Here is an 18,392-nt window from a genome sequence, read left to right on the forward strand (position 1 = left end):
GAGGATCCCCCCATGCTGAGCTTTGCACTCGGAATCGGCACCCAGAACACCCAGGGTGACTGGCTCGATATCTACTATCCGGCGCCCCTGCTCAACCCCGCCCCCGCCCTGGTCGAAGCCGCCGGCAAGGCCCTGGATGCCCCCGCCGGCAATGCCGCCGTGAGCTTCCTGCCCGAGCAGTGCGGCGACCTGGCCGCGGCGCTCAGGACCGCCGGCCAGCCGGAGCAGGCCGAGCTCGCCGAGGCCCTGGCGGCGAGCCAGCGCCCGCTGGTGGCCATGTTCCTGGCCGAGGACACTCCGCCCCAGAGTGCGCCGGAGGTCTACCTCAAGCTGCACCTGCTCTCCCATCGCCTGGTCAAGCCCCATGGCGTCGACCTCACCGGCATGTTCGGCCTGCTGCGCAACGTCGCCTGGTCCAGCGAGGGCCCCATCGACATCGAGGAGCTGCCGGCACGGCGCCTGCGGGCCCGCCTGGAGGGCCGCTCGATCTCGGTGGACTGCGTCGACAAGTTCCCCAAGATGACCGACTACGTGGTACCGAGCGGCGTGCGCATCGCCGACACCGCCCGTGTGCGCCTGGGCGCCCACCTCGGTGAGGGCACCACCGTGATGCACGAGGGCTTCGTCAACTTCAACGCCGGCACCGAGGGGCCGGGCATGATCGAGGGCCGCATCTCCGCCGGGGTGATGGTGGGCAAGGGCTCCGACCTCGGCGGCGGCTGCTCCACCATGGGCACCCTCTCCGGCGGCGGCAACATCGTCATCAAGGTCGGCGAAGGCTGCCTGATCGGCGCCAACGCCGGCATCGGCATCCCGCTCGGCGACCGCTGCACCGTGGAGGCCGGGCTCTACATCACCGCCGGCGCCAAGGTCACCCTGCTCGATGACCAGGGCCAGGAGGTCAAGATCGTGGCCGCCCGCGAGCTCGCCGGCCAGGACGACCTGCTGCTGCGCCGCAACTCCCAGAACGGCCGCATCGAGTGCCTGACCAACAAGAGCGCCATCGCCCTCAACGAGGCACTGCATGCCAACGACTGAGGCCCTTTCCCCGACGCTCGAGCTCGCCTTCGAACTGATCCGGCGCCCCTCGGTGACCCCCGATGACCTGGGCTGCCAGGCGCTGATGATCGATCGGCTCGAGCGGCTCGGCTTCCATGTCGAGCGCCTGCCCTTCGGTGACGTGGAGAACTTCTGGGCCACCCGCGGCCATCACGGCCCGATGCTGGCCTTCGCCGGGCATACCGACGTGGTGCCCAGCGGTCCCCATCTGCACTGGGACCACCCGCCCTTCGAGCCCTGCATCGACGATGCGGGCATGCTCTGTGGCCGCGGCGCCGCCGACATGAAGGGCAGCCTGGCCGCCATGCTCACCGCGGTAGAGCGCTTCGTCGCCGCCCACCCGGACCACCACGGCAAGATCGGCTTCCTGATCACCTCCGACGAGGAGGGCCCGGCCGTGGACGGCACCCGGGCGGTGGTCGAGCACCTGCGCGAGGCCCACGAACGGCTCGACTACTGCATCGTCGGCGAGCCCTCCTCGACCGCACGGCTCGCCGACGTGATCAAGAACGGCCGACGCGGCTCGCTTGGCGGCGTGCTGCACATCAAGGGCGTGCAGGGCCATGTGGCCTACCCGCACCTGGCGCGCAATCCCATCCACCAGGCGCTGCCGGCACTGGACGCCCTGAGCCGGGAACACTGGGATGGCGGCAACGACTTCTTCCCCGCCACCAGCTTCCAGATCTCCAACATCCGTGCCGGCACGGGGGCCACCAACGTGATCCCCGGCGACGTGGAGGTGATATTCAACTTCCGCTTCTCCACCGAGGTGACCCACGAGCAGCTGCGGGCCCGCACCGAAGCGCTGCTCGATGCCCACGGCCTGGAGTACCAGCTCGACTGGACGCTCAACGGCGAGCCCTTCCTCACCGCCGAGGGCGAGCTGGTCGACGCCGCGATCCGGGGCGTCGAGGACGTGCTGGGCCATCGGCCCGAGCTCTCGACCAGTGGTGGCACCTCGGACGGCCGCTTCATCGCCACCCTGGGCAGCCAGGTGGTGGAACTGGGCCCGCTCAATGCCACCATCCACAAGGTCAACGAGCGCGTTCGCGCCGCGGATCTCGATGATCTCAGCCGGGTCTACGAGGCCATCCTCGCCAGACTCTTCGTCAACGGTACCGCCCAGCCCTGAGGCCGCCCATGCAACGCTATCCGGATATCGAGATCTACCTGTCGACGGCCCCGCTGGATGCCCTGAACGCCTGGCTGGGCGAGGCGCTGGATGCCGCCTCCCTCGCCCCCGCCGGCAAGCACAAGTGGCGTACCCGGGGCCGGCTCGACGGTCGGGAGATCCCGGTACTGCTGGTGGAGAAGGCCGCCGACGGCTTCGCCAGCCTGTGGCTCGACAGCCCCGACACCCCCTGGGAGAGCGACCAGGCCTGCGCCCGCGCCGCGGCGACCCGGCTCGGCTGCGAGGTGCGCTGCTCGCTGGGCGGCTGGCAGCCCGGTGACGACCCGGACCGCTTCCTGCAGGTGCTGCCCGACGGCACCGAGCGAGAGATCGACTGGCCCGACTCGGGGCACTAATGAACAGCGCCCCGCTCTGGGCGGGGCGCTGCGTACTCGGCGGGAGGAACGGATCAGGTGATAACTGTCACATCGTCGGCCTGCAGCCCCCGCTCGTTCTCGATCACGTGATAACGCACCTTCTGCCCCTCGGCCAGGGTACGGTGACCGCGGCCACGGATGGCGCGGAAGTGCACGAAGACATCCTCGCCGCCGTCGCGGGTGATGAAGCCGTAACCCTTGTTGACGTTGAACCACTTGACCTCGCCGATCTCGCGGTCGTCGTCCTCGACCTCGGCCAGGTTGACGAGTTGCGGCGTGAGGGCGTTGACCGCCAGGGTGGCCACCAGCAGCAGCAGGAAGACCGCGGCGGCGGCGGCAAGATAGACCACGGCCACACCGCCCACCGCGAGACTGGCGAACAGCTCCTGCGACAGCACGCCACCGGTGAGGTGCACGAACAGGGCGATCAGCAGGGGGGCCGGCGCGGCCAGCAGAAGACTGATGAGACTACAACGAAGCACGACCTTTCGATTCATGGAACTGACAGACTCTCTGGTAGTGGTGAAAGGAAGGAATGAACCATCATGAAGGTGCCACGATGAACGGCGACACACAGCGAACAGATTCTAGCATGAGCGACGAAGCGGCGTCCGCTGCACTGGCGAGGCGCCTGGAGGCCCTGGAGAACCGCATCGCCTACCAGGAACACTGGCTCGACACCCTCGACGAGGCGGTGGGCGCCCAGGAGCGGCGCCTGTCGCAACTGGAGCGACTCAGCGCACTGGTGCAGCAGAAACTGCGCGACCAGCAGCGGGCGCTGCAGGACGCCGACATGGCGTCACCGCGGCCGGGGGACGAGATACCACCACACTACTAGGCCTGGCGCCGGAGTCGGCGCGGCCGCGCTCCTCGACGACCGGGAGCGGTCACCAGGGGGGACTCCAGGGGCGTGACACCCTGCCGACAGCGAGGGAGCCCCGGCCGTCGAGCCAGGATCGGTGGGCAGGCAAGCGAACATGGGTCCGGGTTTCCTGCCTCTTTCCCAGGTACCTCATACTTTTCTCTTATTTCTCTCCTACCTTTTCTTGATAAATCACCTTATTTTCTCCCATAAAAGTTTCATCTCGATGAAACTTTACGACATGTCACTCAACCCCGACACACCATAACAATCATCTTTCATAGAGAAATAATTACTGGAATTCTCCTCCTCCCCTTACTAGCTTGAATCATGCATCACATCTGCAAGCGCAACACCGTGTTCTTGAACTACGGCGCGGTGAACTGTTGCCATAAACAAGCGCCGTGACTTTCCCGACAGAGGAACCGCGTCATGCCTGCTTCCTTGACCTATCCCGGCGTCTATATCGAAGAAGTTCCCAGCGGGTCGCGTGCCATCGCCGGCATCCCCACCTCCATCGCGGCATTTGTCGGCTACACGGGCCGGGGGCCGGTGGACAAGGCCCAGCAAATATTCAGCTTTGCAGATTTCGAACGCAGTTTCGGTGGACTGAACGTCGACAGCGATCTCTCCTACGCGGTCAACCATTTCTTCCTCAACGGCGGCGGAACCTGCTGGATCGTGCGTATCGCCGAGAATGCTGAGGTCGCGAGCGTCGGCCTGGAAACTACCGGCGGCACTCTCACCCTGACCGTCACGGCGTCGAGTGAAGGGGGTTGGGGCAACAGCCTGATGCTCGTGGTGGATTATGCCACGGCGGACCCGGTCAACACGTTCAACCTCACCATTACCGAGATGGGCGAGCGCAACGGCCGCCTGGTGCCGATGCGGACCGAGACCCACCGCAACCTGTCCATGAATGACCGCTCTGCGACCTATGCCCCCGATACTGTCAATGCCGCCTCGAACCTGGTGGAACTTATCGACGCAGACCTGCCGGGCACTACTGCGGGTACCTCCGTCAGCGGCGTCACACTGACAGATGGCGATGTGACTGCGCTGACCGAGGACACCCGCCGACTCAACGTCTCGGTCGACGGCGGCATGATGACCGAAATCCGGCTCTTCGACGGCGCCAATGACCTGGCCAGCGTCGACGCGCTGGCAGAGCGGATCGCCCTGCGGGTGAACGCCATCGATGGTGTCACCGGCTTCACCTGTACCAACAACGCGGGTGTGCTGGAATGCCAGTCAGGCACCAGCAACCGACATTCATCCATCATCTTCCGCAACGCCGCCTCTCAGAACGCGGCGGCGGTGCTCGGCCTCGGGGTAGTCAACGGCGGGCGCGAGGTAGCCGGCGCCGCCGCAACCCGTCCCGCCGCCTCGGGTACCACAGGAGGACGCATCGAGGACTTCAGCTCAGCGGGGCTGGCCGATAACGACCCCGTAACGGTCAACCTCGTCAATCTAGATTCAGCTGGTGCCGTCGTCGGCGGGGTGATCGAAACACGCACCATCAACCTGACCCCCGTTCCCTCCACGCTCAGTGCAGCGCGCACTCAATTACAGGCCGGGCTCACGGCGAGCGCCATCCCTGCCTTTTCCGGCGCGCGCGTGGAAGTCGTGGACAATGCCTTGGTCATTGTTCCCGGCGCCTCGGTCCCGGGGCTCGGTTTCACCTTCGAGGGCAACGGCGCGGATGCCCTGCTGCTCTCCGGCACGGATGCCTTCGTCAATATCGCCGCCTACCAGCCGGGTGTCGGCGAGAGCAAGTCCGCACAGCAATCCGGCACCCTCGGCACAGACGGTACCCCACCCGTGGGCACTGCCCAAATCACTGGCAATCGGGGGGACAAGTCGGGGATTTACGCACTGGAGGATGCCGATATCTTCAACATCCTCTGTATTCCCGGCGTCCACGATGTCGCCGCACTCGGTGAGGCGATCACCTATGCGGAGGAGCGCCGGTCCATGGTGATCATCGACATGGATCCGAACGTGGACACCCTCGAGGAGGCGCGGGACTGGATCAACGATGGCGCCAATACCTCGCTGAAAAGCAACAACGCCGCCGCCTACTTCCCGCGTATTCACCTGGCCGATCCGCTGCAAAACGGGCGGCTCCGCGCTTTCCCCAATTCCGGACTGCTGGCCGGCCTCTGGGCGCGCACGGACAACAATCGCGGCATCTGGAAGGCGCCCGCCGGCATCGAGGCCGGGCTGCGGGGCGTTCAGGCGCTCGATTATCGACTCTCCGACCCGGAGAACGGCGTGCTCAACCCGCTCGGCCTCAACTGTCTGCGGACCTTCCCCGTCTACGGCACGGTGAGTTGGGGCGCACGCACCCTGGTCGGCGCGGACGCTCGCACGAGTGAATGGAAATACATCCCCGTCCGCCGCACCGCGCTTTACATCGAGGAGAGCCTGTACCGGGGCACCCAGTTCGCGGTGTTCGAGCCCAACGACGAGCCGCTATGGGCGGAGATCCGGCTGGCGGTGGGCTCCTTTATGAACGGCCTCTTCCGGCAGGGAGCCTTCCAGGGCACCTCTCCGCGCGAGGCCTATTTCGTGAAGTGCGATTCCACCACGACCCCCCAGGCAGACATCGACTTGGGAATCGTCAATATCCACGTAGGCTTCGCGCCGCTCAAGCCGGCCGAATTCGTGGTCATCAAACTCCAGCAAATGGCCGGTCAGGTCGAGGGATAAGGAGAGACTCCCATGGCTGAATTCAGTGTGAATCCACGGCGTTTCGATCCCTATAAAAACTTCAAATTCCGTATCCGCTGGGACGGTCGCTTCGTCGCGGGCATTTCCAAGGTCGGCGCCCTGAAACGCACGACCGAAGTGGTCGAACATAGAGTGGGCGGCGATCCCTCGACGGGCCGGAAATCTCCCGGCCGCTCCAAGTTCGAACCGATCATGCTGGAACGCGGCGTCACCCACGATCCGGAATTTGAGAACTGGGCGAATAAAGTGTGGAACTTTGGCGCCGGTCTTGGTGCAGAGAGTTCGCTTGCCGACTTCCGCAAGGACATCATCATCGAGATGTACAACGAGGCCGGCCAGCTCGCGATCGCCTACCAGGTATTTCGCTGCTGGGTCTCCGAATTCCAGGCCCTGCCGGAGCTCGACAGCAACGCCAATGCCGTTGCCATCCAGTCCATCAAGCTCGAGAACGAGGGCTGGGCCCGCGACGTCGAGGTGCAGGAACCCGCAGAGCCGACCATCGACTGATCGACGGTGGGGCTTGCGCGCCCTCTGGATTCTGGAGGGGTGCGTCCTGAAAGGAGGGGGACAGATGGGACACAGACTGGCTGCGTCGGGCATTCTCGCGGCATGGGAGACCGGTGCCATGCGACGCCCGCTCGACCGGGCCATGGCAATCCTGTGGGCCGCGGGCGCTCCGGAAGAGGGTGATCCTGCGGATCTGCCGATTGCCGAACGGGACCGACTGCTGCTCTCGATTCGCGCCAACTCCTTTGGCCCGACACTCCCGGCACGCACTGCCTGTCCCGACTGCGGAACCGAGTTGGAGATGGAACTCGACGTAAACCGTCTGCGCGAGACCCTCCCCTCGGCCAACGAAGGGGAAGGAGATGGGACGCTGCGGCCGCTGACCAGCCGCGATTTGGCCGCCGTCTGCAGTGTCTCGCCCGATCAATTGGCGTCGGCGCTCCGTGCCCGGCTGCTGGTACGCAAGGTGGTAGGAGCAGAGGCGGAGGCGCTCGACCGGCGAATCGAGGAGGAAGCCAGCGCTGCGGAACTTACCACCCGGATCACCTGTTCCGAATGCGGCGCCCACTGGTCGGAAACTCTCGATGTTGCAACCCATGTTTGGGCCGAGATAGAGACGGCGGCACTCGGACTACTGAGTGAAGTGTCCGAACTAGCCGCCGCCTTCGGCTGGTCCCAGCGTGACATCCTGTCGCTGAGCCCGGCCCGCCGCATGGTCTATCTGACCCATGCGAGGCGGGTATGAGCGAGGTACTGCAAAGGCTAGTCGGCCTCGCGACGGGGGATTCGTCCGCGGGCCTCCGCCCGCGTCTCCCCTCCCGCTTCGAATCCGGCATCCGTGAGACCGGCTTTCAGGAACGTCACGCCGAGCAAAGCGCACACCGTACCCCTGCGCCTTCGACTGAATCCGCAGAGAGAAGCTGGCGACCTGCCCCCGCGCCTTCGACTGGCCCCGAAGCGGAAGCCCCACGCCCTACCTCGCCATCATCTACTGAATCCGAGACGGCCTCTCTCGTGCACACCCGGCGCGCCCCCCCACCGGCGCCTGCGCCGTTGCCAACATCGGTGTCCGACGCGCGCCTCGATGGCCCTCAACCCATCACCCGCGAGCGCCCCGCCACCGGCGATGCAGCACCCGGGATATCGACGGCCCCGCCGGCTCCCACGCCACTCCTGCCGGAAGCCCCGTCGGAATGGCCACCGCTGGCGCCCCGGCGAGAGCCCTCGGGACACAGGTCCCGAGTCCCCGGCCACGGAGTCGATCTCGGGCACCCTCAGCCGGAGCACCGCGATCCACCGCCCCCCGCCCCGGAACCGCTCCTGCCGACCACGCCGGCCACTAGCCTCACCGGGAACCTGGCAGTCGCCGACACGGTAGCGCCGCTCGATGCGCTCAACGGGCCCATTGCGCCGGACGAGGCGCCGCCCCCAGACATCAGTATTCATATCGGCCGGCTCGACATCCGCAGCGAGGCGCCGAAACCCGCCCCACAGAAACGGTCGACAACGCCCACCCGCGACCTGCCGTCGCTCTCGGATTACCTCAGGGGGAGACGGTCATGAGTAACGTGCTTGCCATCGCCGCCGTCACCCAACTCCTGAAAGATCTGATCAACGACACCTTGATCAACGGCAACGTATCGCAGGCGCTGGGCGCCGATTTCACGGTGACCGCACTGCCACCGGATCGCGTGGTCGCCGATAATGGCGCGGATCAGTCGACCCAGCTCAATCTCTTCCTGTACCGCGTATCGCCCAATGCGGCGTTGCGCAACGAGGATCTGCCGACGCGCAACCGGGAGGGCCGGCTTACGCAGCGTCCCCGGATGGCTCTCGACCTGCATTACATCCTGACGGCGGTCTCGGGAGAGGAACTACACGCCGAAATCCTGCTCGGCTACGCCATGCAGCTCTTCCACGAACAGGCGATCCTGGGCCGCGAGACCATCCGCGCGGCCCTTGAGCTGGCCGCGATCGACGATATCCTGCCCGAAGAATTCGACCCCATCCGCGTCTCGCAGCTCGCCGACCAGATCGAACTGCTGAAGATCACCCCCCAGACCCTGTCCATGGACGACATGTCCAAGCTCTGGACCGCGTTCCAGGCCAGCTACCGTACCACGGTGGCGTACAACGTCTCGCTGGTTCTGATCGAACGCGAACTGCCCACCCGCACACCACTGCCGGTCCTGTCCCGCGGTGGCCTGACCGACCCGGCCACCGGCCGCGACCCGGGGGTGCGCGTACGCCCGAACCTCTCCACCAGCGTGCCCACCATCACCGCTGCCCTGCCCACAGACGGCCACCCGGTAATGCGCCTCGGAGGCACCGTTGAGATCGCGGGCTTCTCCCTCGACGGAGGTGCGCCCGGCACCGAGGTGACGGTGCGCTTCGCCGAACCCGGCACCGGTGTGGTGCTGACGATGGCACCACTGTCCCCCGCCGCCCCGACCCGGCTGGCGGTCCAGCTCCCGGCCACCACCGCCGTCACCCCGGGCAGCCCCTCGGAGGGCACTGTGAACGATCCGGCCAGTTGGCGCGTCGGCCCCTACGTCATCGACGTCCTGGTCCGCCACGCCGACGGACGCGAATTCGTGTCGAACGCCCTGCCGCTGGCCCTGGCGCCTGCCAGCACCCCGAGTGCCATCGCCGCGCCGCCGGACGTCGAGATCACCATGACCTGTAGTCCGCCGATTCGACCGGGCCAGACCCTCGCCATCCTCGCCGGCCAGCAGATGGCGATGGTGACCAGCCCCGTCACGGCGACCTCCGTCGTCGCCGCGACCTTCGCGGGCCTTACCAGCGGCGCCGAGGTGCCGGTACGCCTGCGCGTCGATGGCATCGACAGCCCGGTGATCAACCTGGCCACCACGCCGCCCAGCCTCGAAACGGTGATCATCCCATGACGGCCGCCGTAGCGAAGTCCCGCGACATGACACTGGCACTGCTCCGCCAGGGACTGGATGCGGCCCTCGACAATGTCGCCACACGGCTGCGGGCGCTGGCCGAAGGCAAGCCGCTGCCCCCGGTTGTCATTCCCGAAGCCTCGGCGCTGCCGACCATCGCCCGGACCTTCAACCTGAACGATACGGAGCTAGCGCTGATCAGCCTGGCAGCAGGCTATGAGACCGATCCGGCGATCGGCGAGTCGATCACCGCTTGCAACGGCAGCGGCCACCTTGACCTCGCGCTGGCCAGGCAGTTGTTCGGCCCGCCGGTGTGGGAGCTGCTGTGTCCGGAGGCACCGCTGCGCTTCTGGCGGATCGTCGAGCTGGTGGGCCAGGGGCCGCTGCACCAGCGACGGCTGCAGCTCGACGAGCGCATCCTGCACGCACTGCTCGGCACGACGTATCTCGACGCCAGGCTGGAGGGGCTGTTGCAGCGCACCGTCGCCGAACCGGCCATCGGCCTGCCAGGACACCAGCTGGTCCGCGCGATAACCGCGGCATGGCGGGCAACGGTGCGGCTGCCGGTCATCCTCCTCGGCGGCCCCGACCCACTGTCAAAGCGGGCGCTTGCCGCCGCGGCGGCGGCGGAACTCGGGGTGCAGCTCTACCGCCTCCGCGCCGCCGATATCCCGGCCGACTGGGCACAACGTTCCGCCCTTGCCGTCTTGCTCGACCGCGAAATGGCACTGTCCAGCGCGGTAACATTGATCGAGACCGAGGCGGACAACAGCGCGGCCGCGGCAACTCTCACCGACCAGATCACCGGCCCGACCATCCTCTCCGCCGTGGATCCCCCCCTGCCCGATCGCGCTCCCAGGTTGAGACTCGAGCTTCGCCCTCCCGGCCCCGAGGAGCGCCGGGAAATCTGGCGCGACACCCTGGGCACCAGGGCCGACGCTCTCGGCACGGATCTCGATCGTTTGGCCACGCACTTTACCCTCGATGCACCCGCGATCGCGGCGGCCACGGCGCTAGCCGCCAATCCCGAGACGCCCCCGGAAGCGCTGGCACCGACACTGTGGAGTGCCGCTCGCGCCCAAGGCCGCCGGACACTGGATGGGCTGGCCGAGCGGATAGAAAGCAGCGCGAGCTGGAACGATCTCGTCCTGCCACCCGGCCAGTTGCAGGTGTTGCAGGACCTCGCCGGCCAGCTGCGCGATGCCTGGTGTGTCAACCATCGCTGGGGCTGGGCCGCCCACAGTCCCAGGGGGCTGGGGGCGACAGCGCTCTTTGCCGGCCCCTCGGGCACCGGCAAGACACTGGCGGCCGAGGTGATAGCCGGGGTGTTGTCCCTGGATTTGTACCGGATCGACCTGAGCCAGGTGGTCAGCAAGTACATCGGCGAAACGGAAAAGAACCTCGCCCGCATCTTTGCCGCTGCCGAGAACGGCGGCGCCATCCTGCTGTTCGACGAGGCCGACGCCCTGTTCGGCAAGCGCTCTGAGGTCAAGGACAGCCACGACCGCTACGCCAATGTCGAGGTGAGCTACCTGCTGCAGAAAATGGAGGCCTACCGCGGCCTCGCCATCCTGACCACCAACCAGAAGTCCGCTCTCGACACCGCCTTCCTGCGGCGGCTGCGCTATATCGTGAACTTCCCCTTTCCGGACGCGGCGGCCCGCGCGGAGATCTGGAAACGCATCTTTCCCGACGCGACGCCCAGCCAGGGGCTGGACCCGCAGGCGCTTGCGCGCCTGAGCATTTCCGGTGGCTCCATCCGCTCCGTCGCGCTCAACGCCACCTACCTGGCCGCGGCCGTACCGGAACCGGTGCAGATGACACATATCCATCGGGCTGCCCGACGGGAATTCGCCAAGCTCGACAAAACCTTTACCGCTACGGAACAGGAGGCCTTCCGATGAGCCGTCCACGGGCCCGCATCACGCTGCATATCGACCAAGTTACCGTCACCGGCACGGGGCTGTCCCGCTCCGCTCTCTCGGCGGCGATCGCGAACGAACTGCAGAGCCAGCTGAGTAAGCCCGATGTCGTTGCGGGCCTGCGCAACGGGGGCTGGATTCCGCGACTCGACGGCGGCTCCATCAAGGCCCGTAGCCCCGGCGAGAGGGGACTCGGTCAAGCGGTGGCGCGAGCAACCGTGGGAGCCCTGAGCCGATGAGGTCGCACCAGGCATGCAATAACGATTCCCTCAGCGCCGCGGTCTCTGCGACGCTGGCCGCCCCTGGCCGCAGCCTCGGGGCGGAACGCCAAGTCCTGGAAACGCACCTCGGCGGCGACCTGAGCGCGCTCCGCATCCACGAGGGCCATGAGGTCGACCGAGCGACCGAGCAGATGGGTGCACGGGGGTTTGCACTGGGACGGCATATCGCGCTGTCGCGCCGCGCCGCCGGCCCCACGCTCATCCACGAGGCCGCCCATGCACTGCAGCAGGATATGGCCGAGCCACCCAGTGGTGACGTGCCGATAGCGCCGCACCGCGACCCCACCGAAAAATCGGCCGCCGACGCGGCGCAGTCCGGCGGACCTGTCGAACGCGGACACGCGCCCCGACTCCAATTCGACCTCACCGATCCGGGGCGCCTCGCAGAAGTACACGAGAGCGTGTTTATCCGGGCCCCCGGGGGCGGAAGCCTGCAGCCCTGGCAGGACCCGGACCCCGACCACGCTGGCACGGCCGTGTTCATTCACCAACAGGCAAAGCGCGCCGTCCAACAACTCGTGCGTCAGAATCCCGCCAGTGTTGGCGGGCAGATCACCACGCGGACCACCGAATCCGCACTCGAGACCGATGCCATCGCTATCGACCAGCGGATCCGCGCCCGCTACCCGCAGATCACCCGTTCAGTCTCGGAGGCCGATCTCAGAAACGCGGTCGACGTCCTCGGCCCCGGAATCACCAGCGACCAGGACTTTCTGCGCCAGTGGCTGGCGAACAAGCTGCGCGGGTGGACCGATATCGCCCAGTTCGACATCGACGATTCGGACCCGCGGTTCGTCGCCATGCTCGACGATATCCTGGCAGACGCCGATATCGACACGGAACTCCACACACTTGCCAGTCGCCAGTCGGGTTTCCAGCGCGGTTCGGGCAGTTCCCGCGAAATTTTTGTACATCGAGGTGTCAGCGCCGCCGGACGACGGCCGGTGCTGGTTCACGAACTGACGCATTTTTATTCTCACCCGAGCTATCGCGCCTGGGTGAATAGCACAACGGATCCCCGACTGTACAACGAAGGCTTGACCGAATGGCTGGCGCGCAAGGTCATGACAACTGCTGAGCTCACCGGTCGCACGTCTTATCAGGACCGCGTCGACAAGATAGACAACCAGATTGCCCCGCACGTATCGGAGGATGGTATCGCACGTGCTTTTTTCCTCGGCGAGGTGTGGCGGCTTGAGACACGCAGTGCCGAGGCCCGCGACGCCTTCTCGGCCCAGACCGGGATCAGTGAATCCGACACCGAAGCCGAACAGCGCACTGCCTCACTAACCGCACCGGGGCTCTTCCAGACAGTGCGCCCGGGTGCGCATTACCGGTTCCTGAACCTGGGCTTCGATGAAGCGCAACCGAAAGCCGAACACGTCACCGCCTTCCAGGAAATCAAAACGGCGCAGCTCGACCCAGCCCCGGAACGCAAGCTGCGTTTTGTCGGCCACGCGTCCAGCCCCGGCAGCGCGGACGTCAACCGCCGGCTGTCGCGCCGGCGCTCGGTCGCCTTTTACCGGATGGCACGGCGCGAGGGCGTGCCCTGGAACCGCATGATCGACGCCGACCGTCCGCCACATTTCGGCGAGGCGGTACCGACAGTCATCGAGGAGGACGCCATTAGCCGCGCCATGAACCGCCGCGTCGAGATGTTTCTGATCCGGGGGGGCTCGTCATGACACAGGCCATAATAACCAGGGCGCGAGCACCAATTCCGTCAGATACGGCGAACAAGGCGATAACCTTTGCCAATTTCATACGAGAGATCGGATCATGAGTGCTGCCGCCAAAGCCTCGGCCTCCCCGGCCAGCGTGGAGCATACCAGCATACCGCCACGGCGAACCGAAGCACCGGGGCCGACAACCTGGATTCAGCGCGCCTGCACCTGCGGTGCAGCGGCGGGCATTTCCGGCAAATGCTCCAACTGTGCCACCGAGGAGCAACTGGGCCTACAGCCTAAGCTTCACATCAACTCTCCCGACGACCGTTGGGAACAGGAGGCGGACCGAGTTGCCGATCAAGTGCTTTCAGAGCGCCCACGGGCATTGGAGCGACCTCTCTCCGTAACACCAATGGTGCAACAGGAAATTGTTGATGAAGAAAAAGACGAGGAAGAGATACAGCCCAAACCGTCCATTTCTCCCCGAATGTCCCGGAAGGTCCAAAAAGCCTCTGCTGCAGCTGAAGCCGCCACTGCACTCAATAGCGGAGGTCGTCCGCTTTCTTCGGCCGAGCGGACCTATTTTGAGCCCCGTTTCGGTCACGACCTCTCAACCGTTCGACTGCACGACGACGCTCGGGCCAGTGCCGCTGCCCAGGCAATAGGTGCTCGTGCCTATACCCTCGGCTCGAGCATTGCTTTCGCGCCGAACCAGTATAACCCCGGCAATACTGAGGGTCGCCGTCTGATCGCACACGAGTTGACTCACACGATTCAGCAGAGCGGAAATCCAATACATGCGCCTATCCAGCGACGCACGTTTTTCGAGGAGATCGCCGGACTATTCCGCGGTGACAATTTCGACAGCGAGGAGCTGCGCAACTATCTTGACCGTATTGTCGACACGAACCAAATAGAAGACTTCACCGATTCGGATAACAAGGCTCGCGCGCTGGTAAACCGCCTGCGCAATGGCGGCAATCTATTTGGCCACGAAGATAATGGTGTATTGCGTGCCCTCCTTATCCGAGAAATGCAATCTGGCTTTACCGGAAACGACGACGAGAGAGCCATTCTGTTTCTGCTGGAAACAGCAGATGCGACACAGCTTAGGGAGATGTTTACGATGGGCGGTTTGAGTGTCCAATCGCTCGATTCAGATTTCCACGGAGCCGAGCAACACGAGCTCAGCAATTTTTTTCAGCAGCGGTTCGAAGGTGGTCGCACTGCGCTCGAGGGCGGCCAAGTGTCACCTCGCCCGCGACGAACACCATTCGAGCGCATGACAGTTGAGATGGCACGCCGCCGACTCGAGCTCGTCGAGGGCTTGTTGGCTGACGCTCTGGCCATCGATCTCGATCGGCAGCGGAGCCTTCAGGAGCGTCGCATTCTAGACCGCACTGCCTCTGATCCAGGCACCGTGATGGGATTGCGTGAACGCGAAGAGCGCGCGGCGACAGAGCGGATGAACCGTGAACCCTTGGAAATCATGGTAATGGCAAACAGGCTCGTCTTTCGCGTGCGCTTCCATATCCGCTTCGAGGACCCGTCTATGGAGAACCGCTCCGACGAACTCGCGGAATCACTTAGGACCGGTATTGCGCAAATATGGGACCAGCGCATTTCCGGGGAAACGTTCGGCGGGCGAGAGCTCGTGATGCAGCCCGAAATCGCGGCCGTGGCGCATGATGCCCCACGTGACTGGCGGTTCTGGCTTTTAACGGTCCGGCCAACCGATCTTGATCCGGTCACCTATCCCGGATGCACCTTCGACGAGACGGTGGAAGGCGTGCCAACCTCGGTCACGGAGATCGATTGCGACGGCGGATTGATCAGCATCCCGCCATCGCACATCGCCCGTCCGGGGATTCTTGGCCACGAAACACTCCATTTGTTCGGCCTGATCGATCGCTATTTGTCGATCACAGATCGTTCATCCGAAGCGGGCCCGGTCACCGGTCATCGCAACGAACCTGATCGTGAGACTCCCGGCCGGTCGGATCCACTCGGCACCGAAGAAGGCACGATCCTTGATGAGGATCTTGCTTTCGTTTTTGAGACCCAGGGAGTCTACGAGCGCGAAATCCTGCGCCATACCGGCGGGCGCAGCATCGCGGCCCTTCAAGCCGAAGCAGAGCGACTACGTGAGATCATCCGCCTCGGCCGCGACCCCCGGTCGCTAATCCGGCCACGTGAGAACTTCAACCGAGAACTCTTCCGTTCAGCGGATGACATCTGAGATGAATGAGATATCACTGATATGACTGGTTTCCCGAACTCTCCCAAACTCATCCGCGCCGGCCTGGTGCTGATCTCGTCCGACAACGGCTCCGTCGAGCGCATCATCACGCTGCAATATGCCCCCGAGACCCTCTCCAGGCAGTTGGAAGCCCAGGCGATCGAGGACGGCGCCAACCGCTCTCAGCCGTTGCGCCTGACCGGGCCGGCCAAGGAGACGATCACCCTGGAAGCCGAAATCGACGCAACGGATCAGCTCGAGTTTCCCGCGCAGAACACCATCATCACCGAGTCGGGTATCTTCCCCGCACTCTCGGCACTGGAAACCATGGTCTACCCGACCTCGGCACAACTGGAACGACAGAATGCCCAAGCGGCGGCCGGATCCTTCGAGATCACGCCGGCAGAAACACCGCTGGCGCTGTTTGTCTGGAGCGCGCGCCGCATAGTGCCGGTGCGGCTGGATTCGCTGCAGATCACCGAGGAGTTTTTCGACCACAATCTCAACCCCATCCGCGCCAAGGTGTCGCTGTCGCTGCGGGTGCTGTCGGTGGACGACCTCGGCTTCAGCCACCGCGGCAGCGGGCTGTTCATGGCCTACCTGCAATCCAAGGAGCAGCTCTCCGCCAAGTTCGCCGGCGGCACGCTCGACGCCCTGGGCGCGGGGAGGCTTGCATGAAGAACCCTATCCAGGCCATGTACGAGGCGGGCATCGTAGAAGCCACCGATTTCCCGGCCGACAGCCGTTACCACGGCGTACCGACCCGCACCTTCACCGCCCCCGACGGACGGCAACTCCCCTATCTGGCCCGCCGGTTTGTGCCCGCTCCCGAAAGGTTCGCGACCCTGGGCTACCGCATGGTGGCCGAGAGCGAACGGCTGGACCAGATCGCTGCCGAGACCATCGGCAACGCAGAGGCCTTCTGGATGCACTGCGATGCCAACCGGGCCATCTGGGCCGAGGAGTTGGAAGTGCCCGGCCATGAACTGCGCCTCACGTTACCCGAGGGTGTGCCGACCCCGGAGGAGGAATCGTGATCAAGGGCATCGACCTGTCCCTGCTGTTTGGCCCGGGGGTGCCGGCAGCCGCGCCGCGCGCAGTGATCGAAGCGCTGCAGTCCGTGAAGATCGAGGAGAACGCCGGCGCGGTGCAGTCGGGCTTCGAGCTGGTCTTCGCACTGGACAAGGACTCGCCGCTCAACACCCTGTTTCTGCTCGCTGGCGGTTCGGCACTGCCCATCCTGCGTGTGGCCCTGGTGGCAACCCTCAACGGCAGAGCGACGGCACTCATCAACGGCGTGGTGACCCGAACTGATCTCAACCCGGGCGCTGGCGGTGCGCCGAGTACCCTTTCGGTCAAGGGCAAGGACCTGACCGCGACGATGGACGAGATCGATTTCTCCGGCATTCCCTACCCGGCCATGCCGCCCGCCGCGCGGGTGGCACTGGTACTCGCCAAATACGCCTGGCTGGGTGTGATCCCGCAGGTCATTCCCAGCCTCGAAGGCCCGCCGCTCCCGACCGAGAAGATACCACGCCATCAAGGTACCGACCTCGCTTACCTCCGCACGCTGGCGGAGCAAGCGGGTTACACCTTCTTCATGAAACCGGGGCCGGCGCCGGCCACGTCCATCGCTTACTGGGGTCCCGAGATCCGCATCGGCGACGTCCAGCCCGCCCTTACCGTCGACAGTGGCTTTTCCACCAACACCGAGGAGATGAGCTTCAGTTTCGACAAGGAGGGGGTAGAAATTCCCGTGGTCTATATTCAGAACCCCCAAACCAAGGCGCCGATCCCGGTGCCCATCCCCTCGTCGATCCCCTTCCAGCCGCCGCTGGGCCTGGTGCCACCGATCCCGCCGAAAATTGCGCGGCTGCAGGACACCGCACGCCTCAACCCCATGGAGGCACTGGCGCGCGGTTTCGCCCACGCGGCGCAGCACAGCGACGCCGTCAGCGGCAGAGGCAGCATCGACGTATTGCGCTACGGCCGAATTTTACGGGCGCGCAACCTGGTCGGCGTGCGTGGGGCGGGGAGGGCGTTCGACGGCGTGCACTATGTCGATAGCGTCACCCACGACCTCGGTCGCGGCAGCTACAGGCAATCGTTCACCCTCAAGAGGAGCGGGCTGCTTCCGGCCCGTACATCGGTGCCGGCATGACGGAACACTACTACGGCAAATATCGCGGCACGGTGGTCAACAACGTGGACCCGATGCTGACGGGCCGCATCCAGGCCATCGTGCCGGATGTCTCGGCGGTGGCACTGACAAGCTGGTGCATGCCCTGTTTCCCGGTATCGGGCGTCCAGACCGGCGCACTCGGTGTGCCGCCCATCGGCGCCGGTGTCTGGGTCGAGTTCGAGCAGGGCGACCCCGACTCACCGATCTGGACCGGCTGCTATTACGGTTCCGCCGCGGAGGTCCCGGCGCTTCACCAGCTTACCCCGCCGGGGGTCAGTGCCATGACGATTCAGACGCTGCTGCAGAACGGCATCACCGTCACCGACCTGCCCGGCCCCTCCGGGGGGATCGTGTTGAAGACGGCGGCCGGTGCGTCGCTGATCGTCAACGACACCGGCATCTACATCCAGAACGGACGCGGCGCCTCGATCGTCATGACGGGACCGACCGTCACCGTGAACAACGGCGCGCTGACCGTCATTTGAA

17 protein-coding genes are annotated in these 18,392 nt (G+C 65.3%); 16 read left to right on the forward strand and 1 reads right to left on the reverse strand.

Going from position 1 to position 18,392, the window contains the following annotated elements:
- Window positions 1-12: 12 nt before the first annotated feature.
- Genes dapD through AC5W54_RS06775 form a run of 3 tightly spaced genes read left to right on the forward strand, consistent with a single transcriptional unit; the run spans window position 13 to window position 2,586 of the window.
- Window positions 13-1,038, forward strand: coding sequence for a 2,3,4,5-tetrahydropyridine-2,6-dicarboxylate N-succinyltransferase (dapD, locus tag AC5W54_RS06765; protein WP_495961304.1), 1,026 nt, complete (start codon window positions 13-15; stop codon window positions 1,036-1,038).
- A complete protein-coding gene (dapE, locus tag AC5W54_RS06770) occupies window positions 1,025-2,191 on the forward strand; it encodes a succinyl-diaminopimelate desuccinylase (protein ID WP_495961305.1) in 1,167 nt (388 codons plus the stop codon). The genes dapD and dapE overlap by 14 nt, the downstream gene beginning before the upstream one ends.
- 8 nt (window positions 2,192-2,199) lie before the next feature.
- On the forward strand, window positions 2,200-2,586 hold the full coding sequence (locus AC5W54_RS06775) for a hypothetical protein (RefSeq protein WP_495961306.1): 387 nt from the start codon (window positions 2,200-2,202) through the stop codon (window positions 2,584-2,586).
- A 53-nt stretch (window positions 2,587-2,639) separates the two neighbouring features.
- Here the strand turns inward: AC5W54_RS06775 and AC5W54_RS06780 are convergent, their stop codons facing one another.
- Window positions 2,640-3,104 carry a cold-shock protein gene (locus AC5W54_RS06780; protein ID WP_495961307.1) on the reverse strand — a complete coding sequence of 155 codons (465 nt, stop codon included), beginning with the start codon at window positions 3,102-3,104 and terminating at the stop codon, window positions 2,640-2,642.
- A gap of 95 nt (window positions 3,105-3,199) precedes the next feature.
- Here AC5W54_RS06780 and AC5W54_RS06785 point away from each other — a divergent pair, with 95 nt between their 5' ends.
- The 13 genes from AC5W54_RS06785 to AC5W54_RS06845 all read left to right on the forward strand — a co-directional run bounded on the left by AC5W54_RS06785 (window position 3,200) and on the right by AC5W54_RS06845 (window position 18,391).
- A complete protein-coding gene (locus tag AC5W54_RS06785) occupies window positions 3,200-3,445 on the forward strand; it encodes a SlyX family protein (RefSeq protein WP_495961308.1) in 246 nt (81 codons plus the stop codon).
- A gap of 456 nt (window positions 3,446-3,901) precedes the next feature.
- On the forward strand, window positions 3,902-6,181 hold the full coding sequence (locus tag AC5W54_RS06790; RefSeq protein ID WP_495961309.1) for a phage tail sheath family protein: 2,280 nt from the start codon (window positions 3,902-3,904) through the stop codon (window positions 6,179-6,181).
- Between the two features lie 12 nt (window positions 6,182-6,193).
- The gene (locus AC5W54_RS06795) at window positions 6,194-6,709 is read left to right on the forward strand and encodes a phage tail protein (RefSeq protein ID WP_495961310.1); all 516 of its coding nucleotides are present in this window, start codon (window positions 6,194-6,196) and stop codon (window positions 6,707-6,709) included.
- Window positions 6,710-6,773: 64 nt separating this feature from the next.
- Window positions 6,774-7,454, forward strand: a complete 681-nt coding sequence (locus AC5W54_RS06800; RefSeq protein ID WP_495961311.1) for a T4 family baseplate hub assembly chaperone — start codon at window positions 6,774-6,776, stop codon at window positions 7,452-7,454.
- Between the two features lie 814 nt (window positions 7,455-8,268).
- On the forward strand, window positions 8,269-9,615 hold the full coding sequence (locus AC5W54_RS06805) for a Pvc16 family protein (RefSeq protein ID WP_495961312.1): 1,347 nt from the start codon (window positions 8,269-8,271) through the stop codon (window positions 9,613-9,615).
- Window positions 9,612-11,519, forward strand: coding sequence for an ATP-binding protein (locus AC5W54_RS06810; RefSeq protein ID WP_495961313.1), 1,908 nt, complete (start codon window positions 9,612-9,614; stop codon window positions 11,517-11,519). The genes AC5W54_RS06805 and AC5W54_RS06810 overlap by 4 nt, the downstream gene beginning before the upstream one ends.
- Entirely contained in the window at window positions 11,516-11,776 is a 261-nt protein-coding gene (locus tag AC5W54_RS06815; protein WP_495961314.1) for a hypothetical protein, read from the forward strand. The genes AC5W54_RS06810 and AC5W54_RS06815 overlap by 4 nt, the downstream gene beginning before the upstream one ends.
- Window positions 11,773-13,503 carry an eCIS core domain-containing protein gene (locus AC5W54_RS06820; protein ID WP_495961315.1) on the forward strand — a complete coding sequence of 577 codons (1,731 nt, stop codon included), beginning with the start codon at window positions 11,773-11,775 and terminating at the stop codon, window positions 13,501-13,503. The genes AC5W54_RS06815 and AC5W54_RS06820 overlap by 4 nt, the downstream gene beginning before the upstream one ends.
- Before the next feature lie 94 nt (window positions 13,504-13,597).
- Window positions 13,598-15,724, forward strand: a complete 2,127-nt coding sequence (locus AC5W54_RS06825; protein WP_495961316.1) for an eCIS core domain-containing protein — start codon at window positions 13,598-13,600, stop codon at window positions 15,722-15,724.
- Between the two features lie 21 nt (window positions 15,725-15,745).
- A complete protein-coding gene (locus AC5W54_RS06830; RefSeq protein ID WP_495961317.1) occupies window positions 15,746-16,402 on the forward strand; it encodes a hypothetical protein in 657 nt (218 codons plus the stop codon).
- Window positions 16,399-16,761 carry a hypothetical protein gene (locus AC5W54_RS06835; RefSeq protein WP_495961318.1) on the forward strand — a complete coding sequence of 121 codons (363 nt, stop codon included), beginning with the start codon at window positions 16,399-16,401 and terminating at the stop codon, window positions 16,759-16,761. Before AC5W54_RS06830 ends, AC5W54_RS06835 begins: the two co-directional genes overlap by 4 nt.
- A complete protein-coding gene (locus tag AC5W54_RS06840) occupies window positions 16,758-17,885 on the forward strand; it encodes a hypothetical protein (RefSeq protein ID WP_495961319.1) in 1,128 nt (375 codons plus the stop codon). Before AC5W54_RS06835 ends, AC5W54_RS06840 begins: the two co-directional genes overlap by 4 nt.
- Window positions 17,882-18,391 (forward strand): phage baseplate assembly protein V, encoded by a 510-nt coding sequence (locus AC5W54_RS06845; protein ID WP_495961320.1) that lies wholly within the window; start codon window positions 17,882-17,884, stop codon window positions 18,389-18,391. Before AC5W54_RS06840 ends, AC5W54_RS06845 begins: the two co-directional genes overlap by 4 nt.
- The last annotated feature ends 1 nt before the right edge of the window (window position 18,392 follow it).

This window comes from Halomonas sp. LMYGS-3, from assembly GCF_059509875.1.

Excerpts from the sequence above, each read along its gene's own strand:
- dapD (WP_495961304.1), top strand. The coding sequence starts at position 13 with ATGCTGAGCTTTGCACTCGGAATCGGCACCCAGAACACCCAGGGTGAC.
- AC5W54_RS06835 (WP_495961318.1), top strand. The coding sequence starts at position 16,399 with ATGAAGAACCCTATCCAGGCCATGTACGAGGCGGGCATCGTAGAAGCC.
- AC5W54_RS06805 (WP_495961312.1), top strand. The coding sequence starts at position 8,269 with ATGAGTAACGTGCTTGCCATCGCCGCCGTCACCCAACTCCTGAAAGAT.
- AC5W54_RS06780 (WP_495961307.1), bottom strand. The coding sequence starts at position 3,104 with ATGAATCGAAAGGTCGTGCTTCGTTGTAGTCTCATCAGTCTTCTGCTG.
- AC5W54_RS06815 (WP_495961314.1), top strand. The coding sequence starts at position 11,516 with ATGAGCCGTCCACGGGCCCGCATCACGCTGCATATCGACCAAGTTACC.
- AC5W54_RS06845 (WP_495961320.1), top strand. The coding sequence starts at position 17,882 with ATGACGGAACACTACTACGGCAAATATCGCGGCACGGTGGTCAACAAC.
- AC5W54_RS06800 (WP_495961311.1), top strand. The coding sequence starts at position 6,774 with ATGGGACACAGACTGGCTGCGTCGGGCATTCTCGCGGCATGGGAGACC.
- AC5W54_RS06820 (WP_495961315.1), top strand. The coding sequence starts at position 11,773 with ATGAGGTCGCACCAGGCATGCAATAACGATTCCCTCAGCGCCGCGGTC.
- AC5W54_RS06795 (WP_495961310.1), top strand. The coding sequence starts at position 6,194 with ATGGCTGAATTCAGTGTGAATCCACGGCGTTTCGATCCCTATAAAAAC.
- AC5W54_RS06825 (WP_495961316.1), top strand. The coding sequence starts at position 13,598 with ATGAGTGCTGCCGCCAAAGCCTCGGCCTCCCCGGCCAGCGTGGAGCAT.
- AC5W54_RS06785 (WP_495961308.1), top strand. The coding sequence starts at position 3,200 with ATGAGCGACGAAGCGGCGTCCGCTGCACTGGCGAGGCGCCTGGAGGCC.
- AC5W54_RS06775 (WP_495961306.1), top strand. The coding sequence starts at position 2,200 with ATGCAACGCTATCCGGATATCGAGATCTACCTGTCGACGGCCCCGCTG.
- AC5W54_RS06830 (WP_495961317.1), top strand. The coding sequence starts at position 15,746 with ATGACTGGTTTCCCGAACTCTCCCAAACTCATCCGCGCCGGCCTGGTG.
- AC5W54_RS06810 (WP_495961313.1), top strand. The coding sequence starts at position 9,612 with ATGACGGCCGCCGTAGCGAAGTCCCGCGACATGACACTGGCACTGCTC.
- AC5W54_RS06790 (WP_495961309.1), top strand. The coding sequence starts at position 3,902 with ATGCCTGCTTCCTTGACCTATCCCGGCGTCTATATCGAAGAAGTTCCC.
- dapE (WP_495961305.1), top strand. The coding sequence starts at position 1,025 with ATGCCAACGACTGAGGCCCTTTCCCCGACGCTCGAGCTCGCCTTCGAA.